The sequence below is a fragment of the Pseudomonas sp. 05N36 genome, assembly GCF_056397385.1.
Window position 1 is genome coordinate 1 of record NZ_JBFTNH010000010.1, and the last position, 18,036, is coordinate 18,036.

Genomic DNA, 18,036 nt, shown 5'->3' on the forward strand with positions numbered 1-18,036 from the left:
CCTGGCCAGAGGTTTCAAGAAGACTCAGGCCCTGGTAATCCTTGCCCGCAAACTCGCCCGGGTGGCGTTCGCCCTGATGAAAAACCAGAGCGAATACCGACCGAATCGACCGCTGCAGGGTTGTCCTGCAACATAGAATCTCCCACATTAAATCAGCCGTGTACATGATATGTGTGTACAACGCGGTCCAATGTGGGAGCGGGCTTGCTCGCGAAGAGGCCATCAGCCACACAACAAATCTCACGGCTCCAACCCGATCCCCCGCAAAATCACGCTGGTCACGGTCTGCACCGCGCGCTCGAATTGCATGTCCGACAGCGGTTGATGGTCGTTGAGGATGTTGATCTGGTGATCGAAGTCGGCGTAATGCTGGGTCGAGGCCCAGATCATGTACAGCAGGCTTGAAGGCTCCACCGGCAGGATGCGTTTGTCCTCCACCCATTGGCGAATTTTCGCTTCCTTCATCTTGGCCCAGTCGTACAGGCTGGCGTCCAGCGCCTCACCCAATGTCGGCGCACCGTGGATGATTTCATTGGCCCAGACTTTCGAGCCGTAAGGCCGGCTGCGGGAATGGTTCATCTTGGCGCGGATGTAACTGCTGAGCACCACCCGCGGGTCATCGAACATCTCGAAGCACAGCGCGTCCTGTTTCCAGACTTCCAGCAAATCGAACAGCACCGCGCTGTACAGCTCAGCCTTGGTGCTGAAGTAGTAGTGCAGATTGGAGCGCGGCAGTTGCACTTCTTTAGCGATGTCGGCCATCGCGGTGCTGCCAAAACCTTTCTCGGCGAAGACCTTCTCGGCGGCCAGGAGGATTTTCTCGACGTTACTGCGACGGATCTCGATCTTGTGATTGCCCATAAGGGCTCCCTGACAGCGGCATGGGTCAAGACTAGCATTCGCCACCTGCGAAACGAAACGTCGTACAGGGTGCGAGGCATAGGTAAACTGTCGCATCTTCCAATCTGCCTGATAGGTGCTGACTAATGTTGCTGAAAAAAGCCCTGACTGTGACTGCCCTCCTCGGCTCGCTGTTCGCCGCCTCCTCGGTGTTTGCTCACGCTCACCTGAAAAGCTCGACGCCGGCCGCCGACAGCAGCGTTGCCGCACCTGCCGAATTGCGTCTGGTGTTCTCCGAAGGCGTTGAAGCCAGTTTCACCAAAGTCGATATCAGCAAGGATGGCGTAGCCGTTGCCGTGAAAAGCATCGCCACCGAAAGCGCCGATAAAAAGACCCTGGTCGTCATCCCCGCCGCCCCTCTGAGCGCCGGTAACTACAAAGTCGAATGGCATGCAGTGTCGGTCGACACCCATAAAAGCGCTGGCAACTACAGCTTCAAGGTGAGTCAGTAATCGATGTCGAGCGTGCTGGTCCTGTGCCGCTTCCTGCATTTCACCGTCGTGCTGATGCTGTTTGGGGCCTGTCTGTTCAGGCCCCTGCTGTTGCGCCATGAACCGCTGACCCAAGCGCTCGCGACACTCGATCAACGCCTCGCCGGGCTGAGTCGGCTGCTCGCCGGGTTCGCCTTGTTCACCGGGGTTTGCTGGCTGCTGTTGATCACCGCCAGCATGGCCGGCTCGCTGTCGGCGGCGTTTGATTGGCCAACCGTGCAACTGGTGTTGAGCAACACCTTCTTCGGGCAGGTCTGGCGTTGGCATTTGCTGTTCAACGGGCTGCTGGTGGTCTGCCTGCTGAGCCCGCTGAGCAACTCGTTTGCGCTGCGTATGCTCCTGAGCAGCCTGCTGCTGATGACCCTGGCCCCGGTCGGACACGGCGCCATGCTCGACGGCCTGAGTGGCCAGTTGCTGATCCTCAATCAAGTGATTCACCTGACCTGCGTCGGTGCCTGGCTGGGCGGACTCATGCTGCTGATGATGATTCTGCTGCGACCGACGACCCACGCTGTCGAGCCGATACTGCAACGCTTCAGCGGGATCGGTTATGGGCTGGTGGCGGGTTTGCTGGTGACCGGCCTGATCAACGTCCGGGTGTTGACCGGGGCCTTCTGGCCGACACCGCTGCTGTCCGGGTTCGCGTTGATTCTGTTGATCAAGGCGCTGTTGGTCAGCGCCATGCTTGGCCTGGCGCTGTTCAATCGCTTGAAAATCAAGCACTGCGAGCAACGCCTCTCGGCGCTGCGCACCAGCGTGATGCTGGAGTGGTTGCTGGGGATAGCGGCCGTGGCGGCAGTTTCCCTGTTGGGTACATTACCGCCGATGGTGGCCGGTAACTGATCGCTCCCGCATGGGAACGATCATCGGCACCTACGGATTGCCAGCGACGGCATTGCCTTGCCCGGACGTATCGATACTCACCACCACCGACATGCCGGGCCGCAGGCGTTCGCTTTGCGCCTGGTCCGCGTCGACGGTGATGCGCACCGGCACGCGTTGGGCGATTTTGATGAAGTTGCCGGTGGCGTTGTCGGCCTGCAACAGACTGAACTCGGAACCGGTGGCCGGTGAAATGCGCTGCACCCGACCGTGAAATTTCTGGTGGTTCAGGGCATCGACCGTGAAGGTAACCGGCTGGCCGATGTGGATGTTGTTCATCTGGGTTTCTTTCATGTTGGCGATCACCCACAACTGACTCGGCACCAGTGCCATCAACTGCGCACCGGAGTTGACGTAGGCGCCGAGACGCACGCCGATCTGCCCGAGCTGGCCGTCCTGCGGGGCGACCACGCGGGTGTTGGACAGATCGATCCGCGCCAGCTCAACCGCCGCTTCGGCACTGGCCACCGCCGCCTCCAGCGAACCGCGATTGACGATCACCGTTTGCAGGTCCTGCCGGGCAATTTCCAGACTCGCCTGGGCCTGTGCCACCGCAGCGATGGTTTGCGCATTAGCGGCACGGGTCACGTCCAACTCGCGCTTGGAGACCGAGCCGTCGCTGATCAACGCTTCGTTTCGCCGCAAGTCCGCCGCACTTTTTTGCGCCTGGGCCTGGCTGTTGGTGAGCGCCGCCTGACGCAGCTTGATGGTCGCCTCGGCGCTGTTGCGTTGCTGCACCGCATTCGCCAGCGCGGCTTTCTGCACCGCCAGTTGCGCCAGCGACTGATCCAGACGCTGCTTGTAGATCCGGTCATCCAGCCGCACCAACAGGTCGCCGGTCTTGACGAACTGGAAGTCCTGCACCGGCACCTCAAACACGTAGCCGCTGAGTTGCGGGCCGATGATCGTCACCTGGCCACGAACCAGCGCATTTTCAGTGCTTTCGATGGCGCTGCCGAATGGCGGTAACTGCCAGGCATACAGCACGATCAGCACCCCGACGATGGCTATCGCGGCAAAGCCCAGCGACGAAATGATCCGCACCGGCAACGAACGCGGCTCGGTACCGGAAGTTTTAGGCGGTGCCACGCCCTCGGGAGTCGAGGCGATGGCATTGGTGGTTGTGGTGATCGGGTCGGTCATGAAGAAGAGGCACCGCTGGAAGGAACGGAAGTCGGACTGGCCGGCGCAGGAGCGACAGCCTTGGTCGTGCTCAGCAGCCACAGGCTGCGAATGAAGATCCAGAGCATGGTCAGCATCGCAATCACCGCGATCAGCATGAACACGTCGTTGTAGGCCATGACATTCGCCTCCCGGGTCGCAGCCGCTGCCAGGCTACGAATGCCCTGGGTGGTGCGGGCCGACGGGTCGGCGATACTCGACACATAACTCGCGCTGCTGCCTTGCACACGGCTGGCCACTTGCGGGTCGATCAGGGTCAGGCGCTCGACGATATGGCTGGAATGGAATTTTTCCCGGGCGATCTGGAACGTCCCCAACAGCGCCGCACCAATCAAGCCGCCGAGGTTCTGACAGATCCCGAACAGCACGGAAAAACTCACCAGATTGCGCGGATTGGTTAACACGTTGCGGGTGCCGAGCACCATCGTCGGGCCGAGGAAAAACGTCCCGCCAAAGGCCAGCAGAAACTGGCTGAGGTACATGTTCTCCGGGCGTGTCAGGTTGGTCGAGAAACTGTCCATCACGGAACCTGTGGCCATCAGCACCAGGGAAATGATCAACGGCATCAAAAGGTGCGAGGGATTGATCGTCAGGGCGCTGGTGGCAAGACCAGCGACGCTGCCCACCAGCATCACCACGTAAAGGCTGTGCATCTGCTGGCTGCCCAGGTTCAGGGTTTGCAGCAAACCCACGGCCCCGGTGGATTGCTCGGTGAGCACCATACGGATGAGGATCACCGCCAATGCCAGGCGAATCATCACCCCGCTGCCCAACCAGCGGGTCATCAGCATCGGGTTGCTGCGGTTATGTTCGATGGCCAGGCCGGCCATGATCAACACGATCGAGCCGGCCGAGGCGACGCCAATCCACGGTGCTTCAAGCCACCAATCGATACGGCCCAACGACAACACCGCACAGAGCAGCGCCACTCCACCCGCCAGCAAGGCGAAGGTCAGGAAATCGAGTTTTTCGAACGTTTTGAAGCGGTCACCCGGTGGCAACTTGAGCATGAACACACAGCCCAGTGAGGTCAGCGCCATGCCCAGTTCAAACAGATAGAGCCCGCGCCATTCGGCGATCTGCAACAGGTCTTCGGAAAACAGCCGGGCCAGTGGCAACGCCAGTTGCGAGGTCCCCAGGCCCAGCACCAGCGCTTTCATGCGCCACTTCGCCGGGAAAGCCTGAACCATGTAATACAGGCCCAGCGAACTCAGTGCCGCGCCGACCATGCCGTGGGCAGCGCGCACCGCAATTGCCGAACTCAGGTCGTTGACGAACAAATGGCCGAAGGTCACCAGCGCATACAGCACCAGGAACACTTCGGTGAACGCCCGCAGGCCGAACTGCTGACGAAACTTCACCAGCAGCAGGTTCATCGAGACGTTGGTCATCACGTAAGCCGCCGGCAGCCAGGCCATCTCGGCGGTCGTCGCGCCCAGCGCGCCTTGCAGGTAAGGCAGGTTGGCAACCACCAACGCGTTGCCCAAACCACCGGTCAATGCCACCAGCAATCCGACCAATGCATAAGCCAAGCGCTTTGGCGTAGGGTGCAAAGGGGTCGAAGGGGAACCGGGCAAGCTTGGCCGTTCGTGGGGCTGCCAGTTGCGCGGGGCGTAGTGATCCATTGCGTGGCCTTGTCATCGGTATAGCAGGCAGTAAACCTGAGCCTGAGATTTCTTGCCAGTTCGCTACACTGCAACCACCGATTTCAAGCCTTGAGCAGCATGTAGCCGGCCACCATCAGGCACACGCTGGCAAACCCCACTTGAAGTGCCCGGGCCGGAACCCGGGCGCACAGTCGCCGCCCCACGACCATCCCGGCAATGCTGGCGGTGATAAAGGCCGCGCCCTGGGCATCGATGGTCACCCCGGCATGAAAGGCGCCGATCACTCCGGTTGCCGAGATCAGACTGATCACCATCAACGAGGTGGCGATGATGCCGCGCATTTGTACGTCGGTCAGTTGCTTGAAGGCCGGCACGATCAGGAAACCGCCACCGACCCCGAGCAAGCCTGAAACCACACCGGTCACCGCCCCCAATGCAGCCAGGGTTGCGGTGCATTTGGCGGTCCAGGAAAAGCGCCCGGTCTGTTGATCGAGCATGCAGTTCTTCTGACCCCAGTTGGCGTGGCCGTGATCGCTCGGCCCCGCTTGCGGCTTTTCTCGCCGCAGCATCCGCCAGGCGATCATGATCATCAGCAGACTGAACAGGATCATCAGGACTTTTTCCGGCAACTGATGGGCGAAGTAGATGCCCACCGGCGAGAACACCGCCCCCAGCAATGCGATCAACAACGCCGCACGGTAGCGCACCAACCCATGGCGCAAGCCGTCGATGGCACCGACCGCCGCCGCACTGCCCACCGCAAACAACGCCACCGGCGCTGCCTGGGTCATGCTCCAGCCGAGCCCGAGCACCAGGGCCGGGACTGCAAGAATGCCCCCGCCGGCCCCGGTCAACCCCAGGATCAGGCCCATCACCACACCAAACAATGTCGCCAGCAGCATAGGGTTTTCTCAATCGACCTTGGACACACGAGTCAGCCACTCATGCCCCTTGAGCATGCCGTTCCAGTAAAACCACGGCAGCAGCGTCGCCTTGAGAAACCATGCCGAACGCCGCGCCACAGTCGGCTCGAGGGGAAAAGTCGGCAGCAGCTTACCGGCATAGCCGAACTCGGCGAGTATCACCTTGCCCTTCTCCACCGTCAGCGGGCAGGAGCCATAACCGTCGTATTTCAGTGGCAAGGGTTGCTGTTTGCGCAAGGCCAGCACGTTCTCCGCAATCACGACGATTTGCTTGCGCACTGCGGCGGCGGTCTTGGCGTTGCTGGTAGAGCAAACATCGCCGAGGGCGAACACGTCCGGATAACGCACATGCTGCAGACTGTGGACGTCCACTTCGCACCAGCCTGCGGCATCGGCAAGCAAACTCTGACGGATGAAATCCGGCGACACCTGCGGTGGCACCACGTGCAGCAGATCGAATTTTTTCGCTTGCAGCGTGACCGTTCCGGCGGCGTCCTTGACCTCGAACCAGGCGGTTTGCGCCGGCCCGTCGACCTTCACCAGGTTGGAGTTGAATGCCAGCCGGGCACGGTATTTCTCGATGTACTTCATCAACGGCGGGACGAAAGTCGCCACGCCGAACAACGCGGCCCCGGCCAGGTTGAACTCGACGTCAAGGTTCTTCAGCACACCGTGTCGAAGCCAGTGATCACACGACAGGTACAACGCCTTTTGCGGCGCCCCGGCGCATTTGATCGGGACCGCTGGCTGGGTAAAGATTGCCTTGCCGCCGCGCAGACCTTTGACCAGTTGCCAGGTGTAGGCCGCATGCCGGTAGCTGTAGTTGGACGTCACACCGTGCTGCCCAAGGGCTTCTTGCAGGCCTTCGATTTTCTCCCAGGCGAGTCGTAGGCCAGGGCAGACAATCAGGTTCTGATAGGAGACGCTGCGCCCGTCATCAAGCGTCAGCAGACGGTTTTCGGGGTCGACGTTGTTGACCGCAGCCTGCACCCATTGAGCCTGTCGCGGCATCACCGCAGCCATTGGCCGTACGGTGTTCTTGAGCTCATGGGCGCCACCGCCGACCAACGTCCAGGCCGGCTGGTAATAGTGCTGGGCGCTGGGTTCGATGACGGTGATGTTCGAGCGCGGATCGCGCTTGAGCAGGCTGGCGGCAAGGCCAATACCGGCAGTACCGCCGCCTATCACCACGATGTCGGCACTGATGGTCTGGCCCCAGTGTTGGTCCTTCATAAGTTATTGCCTCTACAAGGGGCTGCCCGAAAAGGCTCACGCCCAGCTTTTTAGCACCGCGCCGCAATACAGGCCCGAGAGTGTTTTCATCACCTGAATCACTTCGTGGCTGGCCAGGCCGTAGAAAATGTACTTGCCTTCACGTCGGGTGCCCACCAGGCCTTCATCGCGCAGAATGCCCAACTGCTGGGACAACGTCGGCTGACGCACGCCGGTCATGGTTTCCAATTCGCCGACGTTGCGCTCGCCCTGGGTCAACTGGCAGAGGATCAGCAGGCGGTCCTCATTGGCCAATGCCTTGAGCAGCGCGCAGGCCTTGGAGGCCGAGGCGCGCAATTGCGCCACTTCACCTTCGCTTAGACTGGATTGCATTTGCAGAAAACCTTAGTCGTCACTTAAGCTGCGGACATTATGTTTAAACATAAAGTGTTGCAAGCCTTTGTGTCTTTCTGCCACCCAGCCAGGACCCGCCGCCATGCCAGCGTTGATCCAAGCCTTCCTTGACGACGCATCAAAGACCTACACCTATGTGATCTATGAACACGACGGCGGCCCCTGCGCCATTATCGACTCAGTGCTCGATTACCACCCGGCGTCCGGTCGAACCGCCACCACCCAGGCTGACCGGGTGATTGCTTTCGTCCGCGAGCACCAGTTGCAAACCCAATGGCTGCTGGAAACCCACGCCCACGCCGATCATCTGTCTGCCGCGCCTTACCTGCGCCGCGAGTTGGGCGGCAAGATCGCCATCGGCCAGGCCATCAGCCAGGTGCAGGACGTCTTCAAGAACCTGTTCAACCTTGAGCCGGCGTTTCGCAGCGACGGTTCGCAGTTCGACCATCTGTTTGCGCCGGACGAGGAATTTGCCATCGGCAACCTCAAGGCCAAGGCGCTGCACGTTCCCGGCCACACTCCGGCAGACATGGCCTACCTGATCGACGATGAACTGATTCTGGTGGGCGACACGCTGTTCATGCCCGACGTCGGCACCGCACGCTGCGACTTCCCTGGCGGCAACGCCAATCAGCTATTCGCCTCGATACACAGGTTGCTGGCCTTCCCCGCCGACACCCGTCTCTATGTCTGCCACGACTACCCGCCAGCCGGCCGCACTTCCCAGTGCATGACCACCGTCGGCGAGCAACGCAAAAGCAATATCCATGTGCATGACGGCATCGACGAAACGGCGTTCGTCGACATGCGCACCCGGCGCGATGCGGGCTTGTGCATGCCGACGCTGATACTGCCGGCGATTCAGGTGAATGTGCGGGCCGGCAACCTGCCGCCGGCGGAAGACAACGGCGTGGTCTACCTGAAGATCCCCATCAACCAGTTCTGACCCCAGACCCCACACATTATCTCGGCAGCTGCTACGGGGTGGGGATGGGTGATCTTAATTGGCCAGGGTCAAGCCATTGGCCGGCAATGGCAATGCGGTTTTGTAGCGCACCTGCTTGAGCGCAAAACTTGAGCGGATGTTGGCGACGCCCGGGACCTTGGTCAGGAAGTCCATCATGAAGCGTTCCAGCGACTGAATGGTCGGCACCAGTACGCGGATCAGATAGTCCGGGTCGCCGGCCATCAGGTAACACTCCATCACCTCCGGACGGTTGGCAATGGCTGCCTCGAATTGCGCCAGTGCCTCTTCCACCTGTTTCTCCAGGCTGACGTGAATGAACACGTTGACGTGCAGCCCCAGCAGGTCGGCATCCAGCAGCGTGACTTGCTCGCGAATCAGCCCTAATTCTTCCATGGCCTTGACCCGATTGAAGCACGGTGTCGGTGACAGATTCACCGAGCGTGCGAGGTCGGCGTTGGTGATGCGGGCGTTCTCCTGAAGGCTGTTGAGAATGCCGATGTCGGTACGGTCCAGTTTGCGCATGAGACAAAACAACCTGTTTTTTATGTTTATGCAGATTTTTTATCCTCAAATGACCTTAAGCGCAACGAAACAGAGATAAATATTCTTCTTGCCCCGGCCTATGATTGTTGTAGGACAAGATTTCTTCCACCCGAAGGATGACGGTCAGCTCACTACAAGAAATTCACAAGATCGAGCGTAGAAAGCCATGAACCAAGCGTACGAACCCCTGCGCCTGCACGTTCCCGAACCCTCGGGCCGCCCCGGCTGCAAAACCGACTTCTCCTACCTGCGCCTGACCGATGCCGGTACGGTGCGCAAACCCCCAATCGACGTAGAACCTGCCGACACCGCTGACTTGGCCAAGGGCCTGATTCGCGTGCTCGACGATCAGGGCAATGCCCTCGGTCCATGGGCCGAAGGCGTGCCTGTGGAGATTCTGCGTAAAGGCATGCGCGCCATGCTCAAGACGCGGATTTTCGACAACCGCATGGTGGTCGCCCAACGTCAGAAAAAGATGTCGTTCTACATGCAGAGCCTTGGCGAAGAAGCCATCGGCAGCGCCCAGGCCCTGGCCCTGAACATCGACGATATGTGCTTCCCCACCTACCGTCAGCAAAGCATTCTGATGGCTCGCGAAGTGCCGCTGGTGGACCTGATCTGCCAACTGTTGTCCAACGAGCGCGATCCGCTCAAGGGCCGTCAGTTGCCGATCATGTACTCCGTTAAAGACGCCGGCTTCTTCACCATCTCCGGCAACCTCGCCACCCAGTTCGTGCAAGGCGTGGGCTGGGGCATGGCGTCGGCGATCAAGGGTGATACCAAGATCGCCTCGGCCTGGATCGGCGACGGCGCCACCGCCGAATCCGACTTCCACACTGCCCTCACCTTCGCTCACGTTTACCGTGCGCCAGTGATCCTCAACGTGGTCAACAACCAGTGGGCGATCTCGACGTTCCAGGCGATTGCCGGTGGTGAAGCCACCACCTTCGCCGGTCGCGGCGTCGGCTGCGGCATCGCCTCCCTGCGGGTCGATGGCAACGATTTTGTCGCAGTGTACGCCGCCTCTGCCTGGGCCGCCGAACGCGCCCGCCGCAACCTCGGCCCGACCATGATCGAATGGGTCACCTACCGCGCCGGCCCGCACTCGACGTCCGATGATCCTTCCAAATACCGCCCTGCCGACGACTGGAGCCACTTCCCGCTGGGCGATCCGATTGCGCGCCTCAAGCAGCATCTGATCCGCATCGGCCAGTGGTCCGAAGAGGAGCACGTCAGTGTCAGCGCTGAACTGGAAGCCGAAATCATCGCCGCGCAAAAAGAAGCCGAACAGTACGGCACCTTGGCCGGTGGCCAGATTCCGAGCGCTGCGACCATGTTCGAAGACGTCTATAAAGAGATGCCGGAGCACTTGAAGCGCCAGCGTCAAGAGTTGGGGATCTGACATGAACGATCACAACAATAATATTCAGTTGGAAACCGCCATGACCACAACCACCATGACCATGATCCAGGCCCTGCGCTCGGCCATGGACGTGATGCTTGAGCGCGACGACAACGTCGTGGTGTTCGGCCAGGACGTGGGTTACTTCGGCGGCGTATTCCGTTGCACCGAAGGCCTGCAAAGCAAATACGGCACCTCGCGGGTATTCGATGCGCCGATCTCCGAAAGCGGCATCGTCGGCGTTGCGGTCGGCATGGGCGCCTACGGATTACGGCCAGTGGCCGAGATCCAGTTCGCCGATTACGTCTACCCGGCGTCGGACCAGATCATTTCCGAAGCGGCACGCCTGCGCTATCGCTCGGCCGGCGAGTTCACCGCCCCGATGACCTTGCGCATGCCTTGCGGCGGCGGCATCTACGGCGGCCAGACCCACAGCCAGAGCATCGAGGCGATGTTCACCCAGGTCTGCGGTTTGCGCACGGTGATGCCGTCCAACCCTTACGACGCCAAAGGCCTGTTGATCGCCTCCATCGAGAACGATGACCCGGTGATCTTCCTTGAGCCAAAACGCCTGTACAACGGCCCGTTCGACGGCCATCACGACCGCCCGGTAACCCCGTGGTCGAAACACCCGGCCGCACAAGTGCCGGACGGCTACTACACCGTTCCGCTGGACGTTGCCGCCATCACCCGTCCGGGCAAGGACGTGACCATCCTGACTTACGGCACCACCGTGTATGTCTCGCAAGTGGCCGCTGAAGAAACCGGCATCGACGCCGAAGTCATCGACCTGCGCAGCCTGTGGCCGCTGGACCTTGAGACCATCGTCAAATCGGTGAAGAAAACCGGCCGTTGCGTGGTCGTCCACGAAGCCACCCGCACCTGCGGCTTTGGCGCCGAACTGGTCGCGCTGGTTCAGGAACATTGCTTCCACCACCTGGAAGCGCCAATCGAGCGTGTGACCGGTTGGGACACCCCCTACCCGCATGCGCAAGAGTGGGCGTATTTCCCAGGGCCGTCCCGTGTGGGCGCGGCGTTGAAACGGGTCATGGAGGTCTGAATGGGCACGCACGTTATTAAAATGCCGGACATTGGCGAAGGCATTGCAGAAGTTGAGCTGTCGGTGTGGCACGTCAAGGTCGGCGACATGGTTGTCGAAGATCAGGTGCTGGCCGATGTGATGACCGACAAGGCGATGGTCGACATTCCTTCCCCGGTGCATGGCAAGGTGATCTCCCTCGGCGGTGAGCCGGGCGAAGTCATGGCGGTCGGCAGCATTCTGATCAGCATCGAAGTGGAAGGTGAAGGCAACGTCAAAGCGTCGTCTCAGCCAGCGCCGGTTGCACAAGCACCAAAGCCTGCGCCAGTTGCCGCACCGAAAGTCGAAGCCGCGATTGAAAGTAAACCCGCCGTCCCGGCTCGCCCAATCGCGCCGCAAGGCCCGATGATCGCTCGCGAAGCCGATGAACGTCCGCTGGCCTCCCCGGCCGTGCGTAAACATGCGCTGGACCTCGGTATTCAGCTGCGTCTGGTCCGTGGCACCGGCCCTGCCGGACGAATTCTGCACGAAGACCTCGAGGCCTATCTGGCGCAAGGTCAGTCGAACGCATCGAGCACTGTGGCTGCTTACGCCGAACGCAACGACGAACAGCAGATCCCGGTAATCGGCATGCGTCGCAAGATCGCCCAGCGCATGCAGGATGCGACTCAGCGTGCTGCACACTTCAGCTACGTCGAAGAAATCGACGTGACGGCGGTGGAAGAACTGCGGGCCCATCTGAATGAAAAGCACGGCGCGACTCGCGGCAAGCTGACGTTGCTGCCGTTCCTGGTTCGCGCCATGGTCGTCGCCCTGCGCGACTTCCCGCAGATCAACGCCCGTTACGACGACGAAGCCCAGGTCATCACCCGTCTCGGGGCGGTGCATGTTGGCGTCGCGACCCAAAGCGACATCGGTTTGATGGTGCCGGTGGTCCGTCACGCCGAGGCTCGCAGCCTGTGGGACAGTGCCGCAGAAATCTCCCGCCTGGCCACGGCTGCGCGCAATGGCAAAGCCAGCCGCGATGAACTGTCCGGCTCGACCATCACCCTGACCAGCCTCGGCGCCTTGGGCGGTATCGTCAGCACCCCGGTGCTGAACCTGCCGGAAGTGGCGATCGTCGGCGTCAACAAGATCGTCGAACGGCCGATGGTGATCAAAGGCCAGATCGTGATTCGCAAGATGATGAACCTCTCCAGTTCCTTCGATCACCGGGTGGTCGATGGCATGGACGCGGCGCAATTCATCCAGGCCATTCGTGGCTTGCTCGAACAACCCGCAACCCTGTTTGTGGAGTAGCAAGGCATGCAACAGACTCTGAACACCACGCTGCTGATTATCGGCGGCGGCCCTGGCGGTTATGTGGCGGCGATCCGCGCCGGTCAGCTGGGCATCAGCACCATTCTGGTCGAAGGCCAGGCGCTCGGCGGCACCTGCCTGAACATCGGCTGCATTCCGTCGAAAGCGCTGATCCATGTGGCCGAGCAGTTCCATCAGACTCAGCACCACAGCCAGCATTCGGCCCTCGGGATCAACGTCTCGGCGCCGACCCTGGACATCGGTAAAAGCGTCGAGTGGAAGGACGGCATCGTTGATCGCCTGACCACCGGCGTTGCGACGCTGCTGAAAAAGCACAAGGTCCAGGTCATTCAAGGCTGGGCCAAGGTTATCGACGGCAAAACCGTCGAAGTCGGCGACACCCGGATCCAGTGCGAGCACCTGCTGCTGGCCACCGGTTCGAAAAGCGTCAACTTGCCGATGCTGCCGATTGGCGGGCCGATCATCTCTTCCACCGAAGCCCTGGCACCGAAAAGCGTACCGAAACGGCTGATCGTGGTGGGTGGCGGCTACATCGGGCTTGAGCTGGGCATTGCCTACCGCAAGCTCGGTGCTGAAGTGAGCGTGGTCGAGGCGCAGGATCGGATTCTGCCAGCCTACGATGCCGAACTGACCCAGCCGGTCAACGAAGCGCTCAAGCAACTTGGCGTGAAGCTTTACTTGAAGCACAGCGTCGAAGGCTTTGATTTACAAGCCAATACCTTGCAAGTGCGCGACCCGAATGGTGAAACCCTGAACCTGGCCACCGATCAGGTGCTGGTGGCGGTTGGACGCAAGCCCAACACCCAAGGCTGGAACCTTGAAGCGTTGAACCTGGACATGAACGGCTCGGCGATCAAGATCGACAACCGCTGCGCGACCAGCATGCGCAACGTCTGGGCCATCGGTGACCTGAGTGGCGAGCCGATGCTCGCCCACCGCGCCATGGCGCAGGGTGAAATGGTCGCGGAGCTGATCTCGGGCAAACACCGCGAGTTCAACCCCACCGCCATCGCTGCCGTGTGCTTTACCGACCCGGAGCTGGTGGTGGTCGGCAAGACCCCGGACGAAGCCAAGGCCGCAGGCCTGGATTGCATCGTGTCGAGCTTCCCGTTCGCTGCCAATGGCCGGGCGATGACCCTGGAATCGAAAAGCGGTTTCGTACGGGTGGTCGCGCGACGTGACAATCATCTGATTGTCGGCTGGCAGGCGGTGGGTGTCGGGGTGTCCGAGTTGTCGACGGCATTCGGCCAGTCCCTGGAAATGGGCGCACGCCTGGAAGACATCGCGGGCACCATCCACGCCCACCCGACATTGGGTGAAGCGGTGCAGGAAGCGGCGTTGCGCGCATTGGGGCACGCGTTGCATTTGTAACCGCTCAACTGTGGCGAGGGAGCTTGCTCCCGCTGGGCTGCGAAGCGGCCCCAATCGCGTCACTGCGATCTGCCTGATACACCGCAGTGTCCGGTTTTACCAGTGCTGCGCACTGGAACGGGAGCAAGCTCCCTCGCCACAGGGTTTCGAATAATGAGGGATCGGCGGCAAGTTTCATGAGCAGGCTAAGAAATCTGCCAATCACCCGATAGTCCGGGCTGCGATTTAGGCCCGGAATGAAGTATTGTTGTCCCCATCCAGAAAAACGTCAGAAGCCTTGAACCATTCAGGCGATTGTTAAGTGATAGAGGGTGTCATGGGTAACGAAAGCATCAATTGGGACAAGCTGGGTTTTGACTACATCAAGACAGACAAGCGCTATTTGTCGCACTGGCGCGATGGCGCCTGGGACAAAGGCACCCTGACCGAAGATAACGTGCTGCACATCAGCGAAGGTTCCACTGCCCTTCACTATGGCCAGCAATGCTTCGAAGGCCTGAAGGCCTACCGCTGCAAGGATGGTTCGATCAACCTGTTCCGCCCGGACCAGAACGCCGCACGCATGCAACGCAGCTGCGCTCGCCTGCTGATGCCACAGGTGGACACCGAACAATTCGTCGAGGCCTGCAAGGCCGTGGTGCGTGCCAACGAGCGTTTCATTCCGCCGTACGGCACTGGCGGCGCGCTGTACCTGCGTCCGTTCGTGATCGGCGTGGGTGACAACATCGGCGTGCGTACCGCTCCCGAGTTCATCTTCTCGATCTTCTGCATCCCGGTCGGCGCCTATTTCAAAGGCGGCCTGACCCCGCACAATTTCCTGATCTCCAGCTACGACCGCGCCGCGCCACAAGGCACCGGCGCCGCCAAGGTCGGTGGCAACTACGCCGCCAGCCTGATGCCTGGCTCCCAGGCCAAGAAGGCGCACTTCGCCGACTGCATCTACCTGGACCCGATGACCCACACGAAGATCGAAGAAGTCGGCTCGGCCAACTTCTTTGGTATCACCCAGGACAACAAATTCGTCACGCCGAAATCCCCTTCGGTATTGCCGGGTATCACCCGTCTGTCGTTGATCGAGCTGGCAAAATCGCGTCTGGGTATGGAAGTCATTGAAGGTGATGTGTTCATCGACAAGATCAGCGACTTCAAGGAAGCCGGCGCCTGCGGTACTGCTGCGGTGATCACGCCGATCGGCGGCATCGAGTACAACGGCAAACTGCACGTGTTCCACAGCGAAACCGAAGTCGGCCCGGTCACCCAGAAGCTCTACAAAGAGCTGACCGGTGTGCAGACCGGCGACATCGAAGCGCCAGAGGGCTGGATCGTCAAGGTCTGATCCAGCGCTTGCAACACATAAAAGCCCACCCATCGCTTACGCGGTGGGTGGGCTTTTTATTGGTTGGCATCTACGTCGAGCCGGGCAAACAGCCATTCCAGAAACACCTGGGTCTGCTCTGTCACATCCGGCGCAACACCGTAGTAGTAACGCGGCAACGGCATGCGCAGTTCGGGCAATGGGCAAATCAGCCGGCCGCTCGACAGGTCATCGCCCAGCAACGAGGCCGGACACAACGCTATGCCCTGTCCCTCCACGGCAGCCTGAAGCACCGGCTGCATGTGATCGAACTGCAGCGTCATCTGAGTCGCTGACTGCGTTTCGCCGAACAGCAGGGCCCAGTTGTGCCAGTCCTCACGGCGGGTCTTGGCGGTCAGCAAAGTATGTCGGCTGAGGGCGTTCAAGTCGTCGAGCGGCAGACGCTTGATCAGCGCAGGCGCCGCGACCAGCAGCAATTCGTCTTCAAACAGTACCTGAGCGTGAATGTCCGGCGCCCAGCCGTCGCGACCCCGTCGAATAACGACGTCGAACCCGTCTCGTGCGTGATCGGGCGCCAGCGTGGACGTGACCACCTCGGGTTTGATCTCCGGATGCAGCGCCATGAAATCCGCCAGCCTGGGCGTCAGCCAGCGCTGGGCAAAGGTCGGACGGACGTTGATCTTCACGGTACGCAACGAAGCGTGTTGCTTAAGTGCCGCGGCGGCGTTGGCAATCTGTGACAGACCCGCGCTGACCTGTTCATAGAAGCTCTGTCCCGCCGGGGTCAGCAGCGATTGCCGGATGCGCCGTTCGAACAGCAGCACGCCCAGATGTTCCTCAAGCCGTTTGATGTGACGGCTGACGGCACTGTGGCTGACATGCAGTTCCTCGGCCGCGAGGCTGAAGCTCTGATGACGAGCGGCGGACGCAAAAGCGCGAACCGCATTCAAGGGAGGGAGTTGATTAATCATGCGTCTAATTGAGTCACATATGCCGTGCAATTAAAGCGTTTGTCACGCCTTCATCGTCACGCCAATCTGCGGGCATGCAGCCGATGCCACCTGATGGAGTGAGAGATGAATAGCTACGGATTGTTTTTACTGTTCGCCACCCTGACCATTCTGAGTCCCGGGCCGGGTGTGGTGCTCACGCTGACCAACTCCCTGCGCCATGGCTGGACCGGCGCGCTGCCGGGTATCCTGGGCATCGCCCTGGGGGCGTTTGTCGTCGCCGGGATCAGTGCGACCAGCGTGGGCCTGATACTCGCGACCTCCGCGAGCGCGTTCACCGTGCTGAAGTATGCCGGTGCCGCGTACCTCTTGTACCTGGGTTACAAAAGCTGGCGCACTGATCGTTTCATCCCTGAGCGTGAAGTGAACTCGTCGGGGCCTGGGTATCGCTTCGTCGAAGCAGCATCGCTGCAGCTGTTGAACCCAAAAGCGGTGTTCTTCTTTCTCGCAGTGTTCCCGCAGTTCATCGACACCTCGACGCACTACTACAGCCAGTTTTTTACCCTGGTCAGCTCTTACAGCGTGCTGGTGATCCCGATCCACGGTAGCTATGCCCTGCTCGCCAACGCGGCCAAAGGCTGGCTGTCGAGTCAAAAAGGTTCCTGGCTGGCGGCGAAGGTGTCAGGCGTTACGTTCGCCAGCTTCGGCGTGCTGATGGCCTCGGCCAGCCGATAGCGAATACGCCGTTATGGCGAAGGACTGACAACCGCGCGACTGCCTGACTCAGTGGCACCCCGCAGGTTCACCTTCGTCAGCGCCGGCAGTTCAATCGCGAATCTGGCTGCGATCTCTTTACGCCCGGTCACCGTCAACGTCAGCGCTCGACTGTCCAGATCCTGTGTCAGCCATTTGCGCTTGATCGCCGTTTGCAGCAACGCCGCGCCCAGTGAGCCGCCGAGATGCGGGCGACGCATGCTCCAGTCGAGACAAGGGCAGGCAAAACGTCGACGCAGACTGCTCAAGGACTTCACGTCGATGCCCAGCCCTTCGAAAAACCGCTCACCGGTTTCACTCAGCGTGTGCTGCTGATCACCCTGCTCCGACACTGCCAACCAACCCGCTTCCAGCATCCGGTCATGCAGCAGCACGGCCAAGGTGCCGGCCATATGGTCGTAGCAAGTGCGAGCAAATTGCAGGCGATCCGGGGTTCGGGGAGTAAAGGTTGGCACGGCGTTTTGGCCGATCACCATCAGCGCTTCCAGGGCCTGGGCGACCCGTTGGTCCGCCAGGCTGTAATAACGATGACGGCCCTGAACATGTAGCCGCACCAAGGCAAGTTCCTTGAGTTTCGCCAAGTGGGCACTGGCGGTAGAGGCGCTGACGTCGGCGATCACGGCCAGTTCAGTACTGGTGCGCGCGTGACCGTCCATCAGCGAACAAAGGATTTTCGTTCGGGCCGGCTCGGCAATGGCTGCCGCCACTTGCGAGACGCCGATGTCGTGCTGCTCTACGTTCATA

General features: G+C 60.7%; 18 protein-coding genes and 1 pseudogene. 10 read left to right on the forward strand and 9 right to left on the reverse strand.

Annotation, left to right across the window (positions count from 1 at the left end; genetic code table 11):
- Window positions 1-136 (forward strand): annotated as a pseudogene (locus tag AC1DIH_RS14295) (IS110 family transposase); the annotation flags it as partial.
- A 104-nt stretch (window positions 137-240) separates the two neighbouring features.
- Here AC1DIH_RS14295 and AC1DIH_RS14300 read toward each other — a convergent pair.
- Window positions 241-861, reverse strand: a complete 621-nt coding sequence (locus AC1DIH_RS14300; RefSeq protein WP_054597654.1) for a TetR/AcrR family transcriptional regulator — start codon at window positions 859-861, stop codon at window positions 241-243.
- Between the two features lie 125 nt (window positions 862-986).
- Here AC1DIH_RS14300 and copC point away from each other — a divergent pair, with 125 nt between their 5' ends.
- Both copC and copD read left to right on the forward strand, forming a co-directional pair.
- Window positions 987-1,352: a copper homeostasis periplasmic binding protein CopC gene (copC, locus tag AC1DIH_RS14305; protein ID WP_477772159.1), complete on the forward strand. Its 366-nt coding sequence runs from the start codon at window positions 987-989 to the stop codon at window positions 1,350-1,352.
- A 3-nt stretch (window positions 1,353-1,355) separates the two neighbouring features.
- Window positions 1,356-2,234, forward strand: coding sequence for a copper homeostasis membrane protein CopD (gene copD / locus AC1DIH_RS14310; protein WP_477772160.1), 879 nt, complete (start codon window positions 1,356-1,358; stop codon window positions 2,232-2,234).
- A 30-nt stretch (window positions 2,235-2,264) separates the two neighbouring features.
- Here copD and AC1DIH_RS14315 read toward each other — a convergent pair whose 3' ends face one another.
- From AC1DIH_RS14315 to AC1DIH_RS14335, 5 genes are all read right to left on the reverse strand, one after another.
- The gene (locus tag AC1DIH_RS14315) at window positions 2,265-3,416 is read right to left on the reverse strand and encodes an HlyD family secretion protein (RefSeq protein WP_477772161.1); all 1,152 of its coding nucleotides are present in this window, start codon (window positions 3,414-3,416) and stop codon (window positions 2,265-2,267) included.
- The gene (locus AC1DIH_RS14320; protein WP_477772162.1) at window positions 3,413-5,080 is read right to left on the reverse strand and encodes an MFS transporter; all 1,668 of its coding nucleotides are present in this window, start codon (window positions 5,078-5,080) and stop codon (window positions 3,413-3,415) included. The genes AC1DIH_RS14315 and AC1DIH_RS14320 overlap by 4 nt, the downstream gene beginning before the upstream one ends.
- Before the next feature lie 83 nt (window positions 5,081-5,163).
- Window positions 5,164-5,964 (reverse strand): sulfite exporter TauE/SafE family protein, encoded by an 801-nt coding sequence (locus tag AC1DIH_RS14325; RefSeq protein ID WP_477772163.1) that lies wholly within the window; start codon window positions 5,962-5,964, stop codon window positions 5,164-5,166.
- A 9-nt stretch (window positions 5,965-5,973) separates the two neighbouring features.
- Window positions 5,974-7,218, reverse strand: coding sequence for an NAD(P)/FAD-dependent oxidoreductase (locus AC1DIH_RS14330; protein WP_477772164.1), 1,245 nt, complete (start codon window positions 7,216-7,218; stop codon window positions 5,974-5,976).
- Between the two features lie 36 nt (window positions 7,219-7,254).
- Window positions 7,255-7,590: an ArsR/SmtB family transcription factor gene (locus AC1DIH_RS14335; RefSeq protein ID WP_054598349.1), complete on the reverse strand. Its 336-nt coding sequence runs from the start codon at window positions 7,588-7,590 to the stop codon at window positions 7,255-7,257.
- 103 nt (window positions 7,591-7,693) lie between these two features.
- Here AC1DIH_RS14335 and AC1DIH_RS14340 point away from each other — a divergent pair, with 103 nt between their 5' ends.
- Complete coding sequence (locus tag AC1DIH_RS14340; protein WP_477772165.1) at window positions 7,694-8,557, forward strand: MBL fold metallo-hydrolase; 864 nt, start codon at window positions 7,694-7,696, stop codon at window positions 8,555-8,557.
- 54 nt (window positions 8,558-8,611) lie between these two features.
- On the opposite strand, the gene bkdR is transcribed toward AC1DIH_RS14340, so the two are convergent.
- The gene (bkdR, locus tag AC1DIH_RS14345) at window positions 8,612-9,100 is read right to left on the reverse strand and encodes a Bkd operon transcriptional regulator BkdR (RefSeq protein ID WP_019690099.1); all 489 of its coding nucleotides are present in this window, start codon (window positions 9,098-9,100) and stop codon (window positions 8,612-8,614) included.
- A 187-nt stretch (window positions 9,101-9,287) separates the two neighbouring features.
- Here bkdR and AC1DIH_RS14350 point away from each other — a divergent pair, with 187 nt between their 5' ends.
- The 5 genes from AC1DIH_RS14350 (at window position 9,288) to AC1DIH_RS14370 (ending at window position 15,589) form a co-directional block, all read left to right on the forward strand.
- Window positions 9,288-10,523, forward strand: coding sequence for a 3-methyl-2-oxobutanoate dehydrogenase (2-methylpropanoyl-transferring) subunit alpha (locus AC1DIH_RS14350; RefSeq protein WP_019690098.1), 1,236 nt, complete (start codon window positions 9,288-9,290; stop codon window positions 10,521-10,523).
- A gap of 1 nt (window position 10,524) precedes the next feature.
- Complete coding sequence (locus tag AC1DIH_RS14355; protein WP_145021622.1) at window positions 10,525-11,583, forward strand: alpha-ketoacid dehydrogenase subunit beta; 1,059 nt, start codon at window positions 10,525-10,527, stop codon at window positions 11,581-11,583.
- The gene (locus AC1DIH_RS14360; protein WP_477772166.1) at window positions 11,584-12,861 is read left to right on the forward strand and encodes a dihydrolipoamide acetyltransferase family protein; all 1,278 of its coding nucleotides are present in this window, start codon (window positions 11,584-11,586) and stop codon (window positions 12,859-12,861) included.
- Window positions 12,862-12,867: 6 nt separating this feature from the next.
- On the forward strand, window positions 12,868-14,253 hold the full coding sequence (gene lpdA / locus AC1DIH_RS14365) for a dihydrolipoyl dehydrogenase (protein WP_477772167.1): 1,386 nt from the start codon (window positions 12,868-12,870) through the stop codon (window positions 14,251-14,253).
- A gap of 316 nt (window positions 14,254-14,569) precedes the next feature.
- A complete protein-coding gene (locus AC1DIH_RS14370) occupies window positions 14,570-15,589 on the forward strand; it encodes a branched-chain amino acid aminotransferase (protein ID WP_477772168.1) in 1,020 nt (339 codons plus the stop codon).
- Between the two features lie 56 nt (window positions 15,590-15,645).
- Here the strand turns inward: AC1DIH_RS14370 and AC1DIH_RS14375 are convergent, their stop codons facing one another.
- A complete protein-coding gene (locus AC1DIH_RS14375; RefSeq protein WP_477772169.1) occupies window positions 15,646-16,539 on the reverse strand; it encodes a LysR substrate-binding domain-containing protein in 894 nt (297 codons plus the stop codon).
- A 105-nt stretch (window positions 16,540-16,644) separates the two neighbouring features.
- On the opposite strand from AC1DIH_RS14375, the gene AC1DIH_RS14380 reads away from it, so the two are divergent.
- Entirely contained in the window at window positions 16,645-17,253 is a 609-nt protein-coding gene (locus AC1DIH_RS14380) for a LysE family translocator (RefSeq protein WP_477772170.1), read from the forward strand.
- An 11-nt stretch (window positions 17,254-17,264) separates the two neighbouring features.
- Here AC1DIH_RS14380 and AC1DIH_RS14385 read toward each other — a convergent pair whose 3' ends face one another.
- Window positions 17,265-18,035, reverse strand: coding sequence for an ArsR/SmtB family transcription factor (locus AC1DIH_RS14385; RefSeq protein ID WP_477772171.1), 771 nt, complete (start codon window positions 18,033-18,035; stop codon window positions 17,265-17,267).
- Between the last annotated feature and the right edge of the window lies 1 nt (window position 18,036).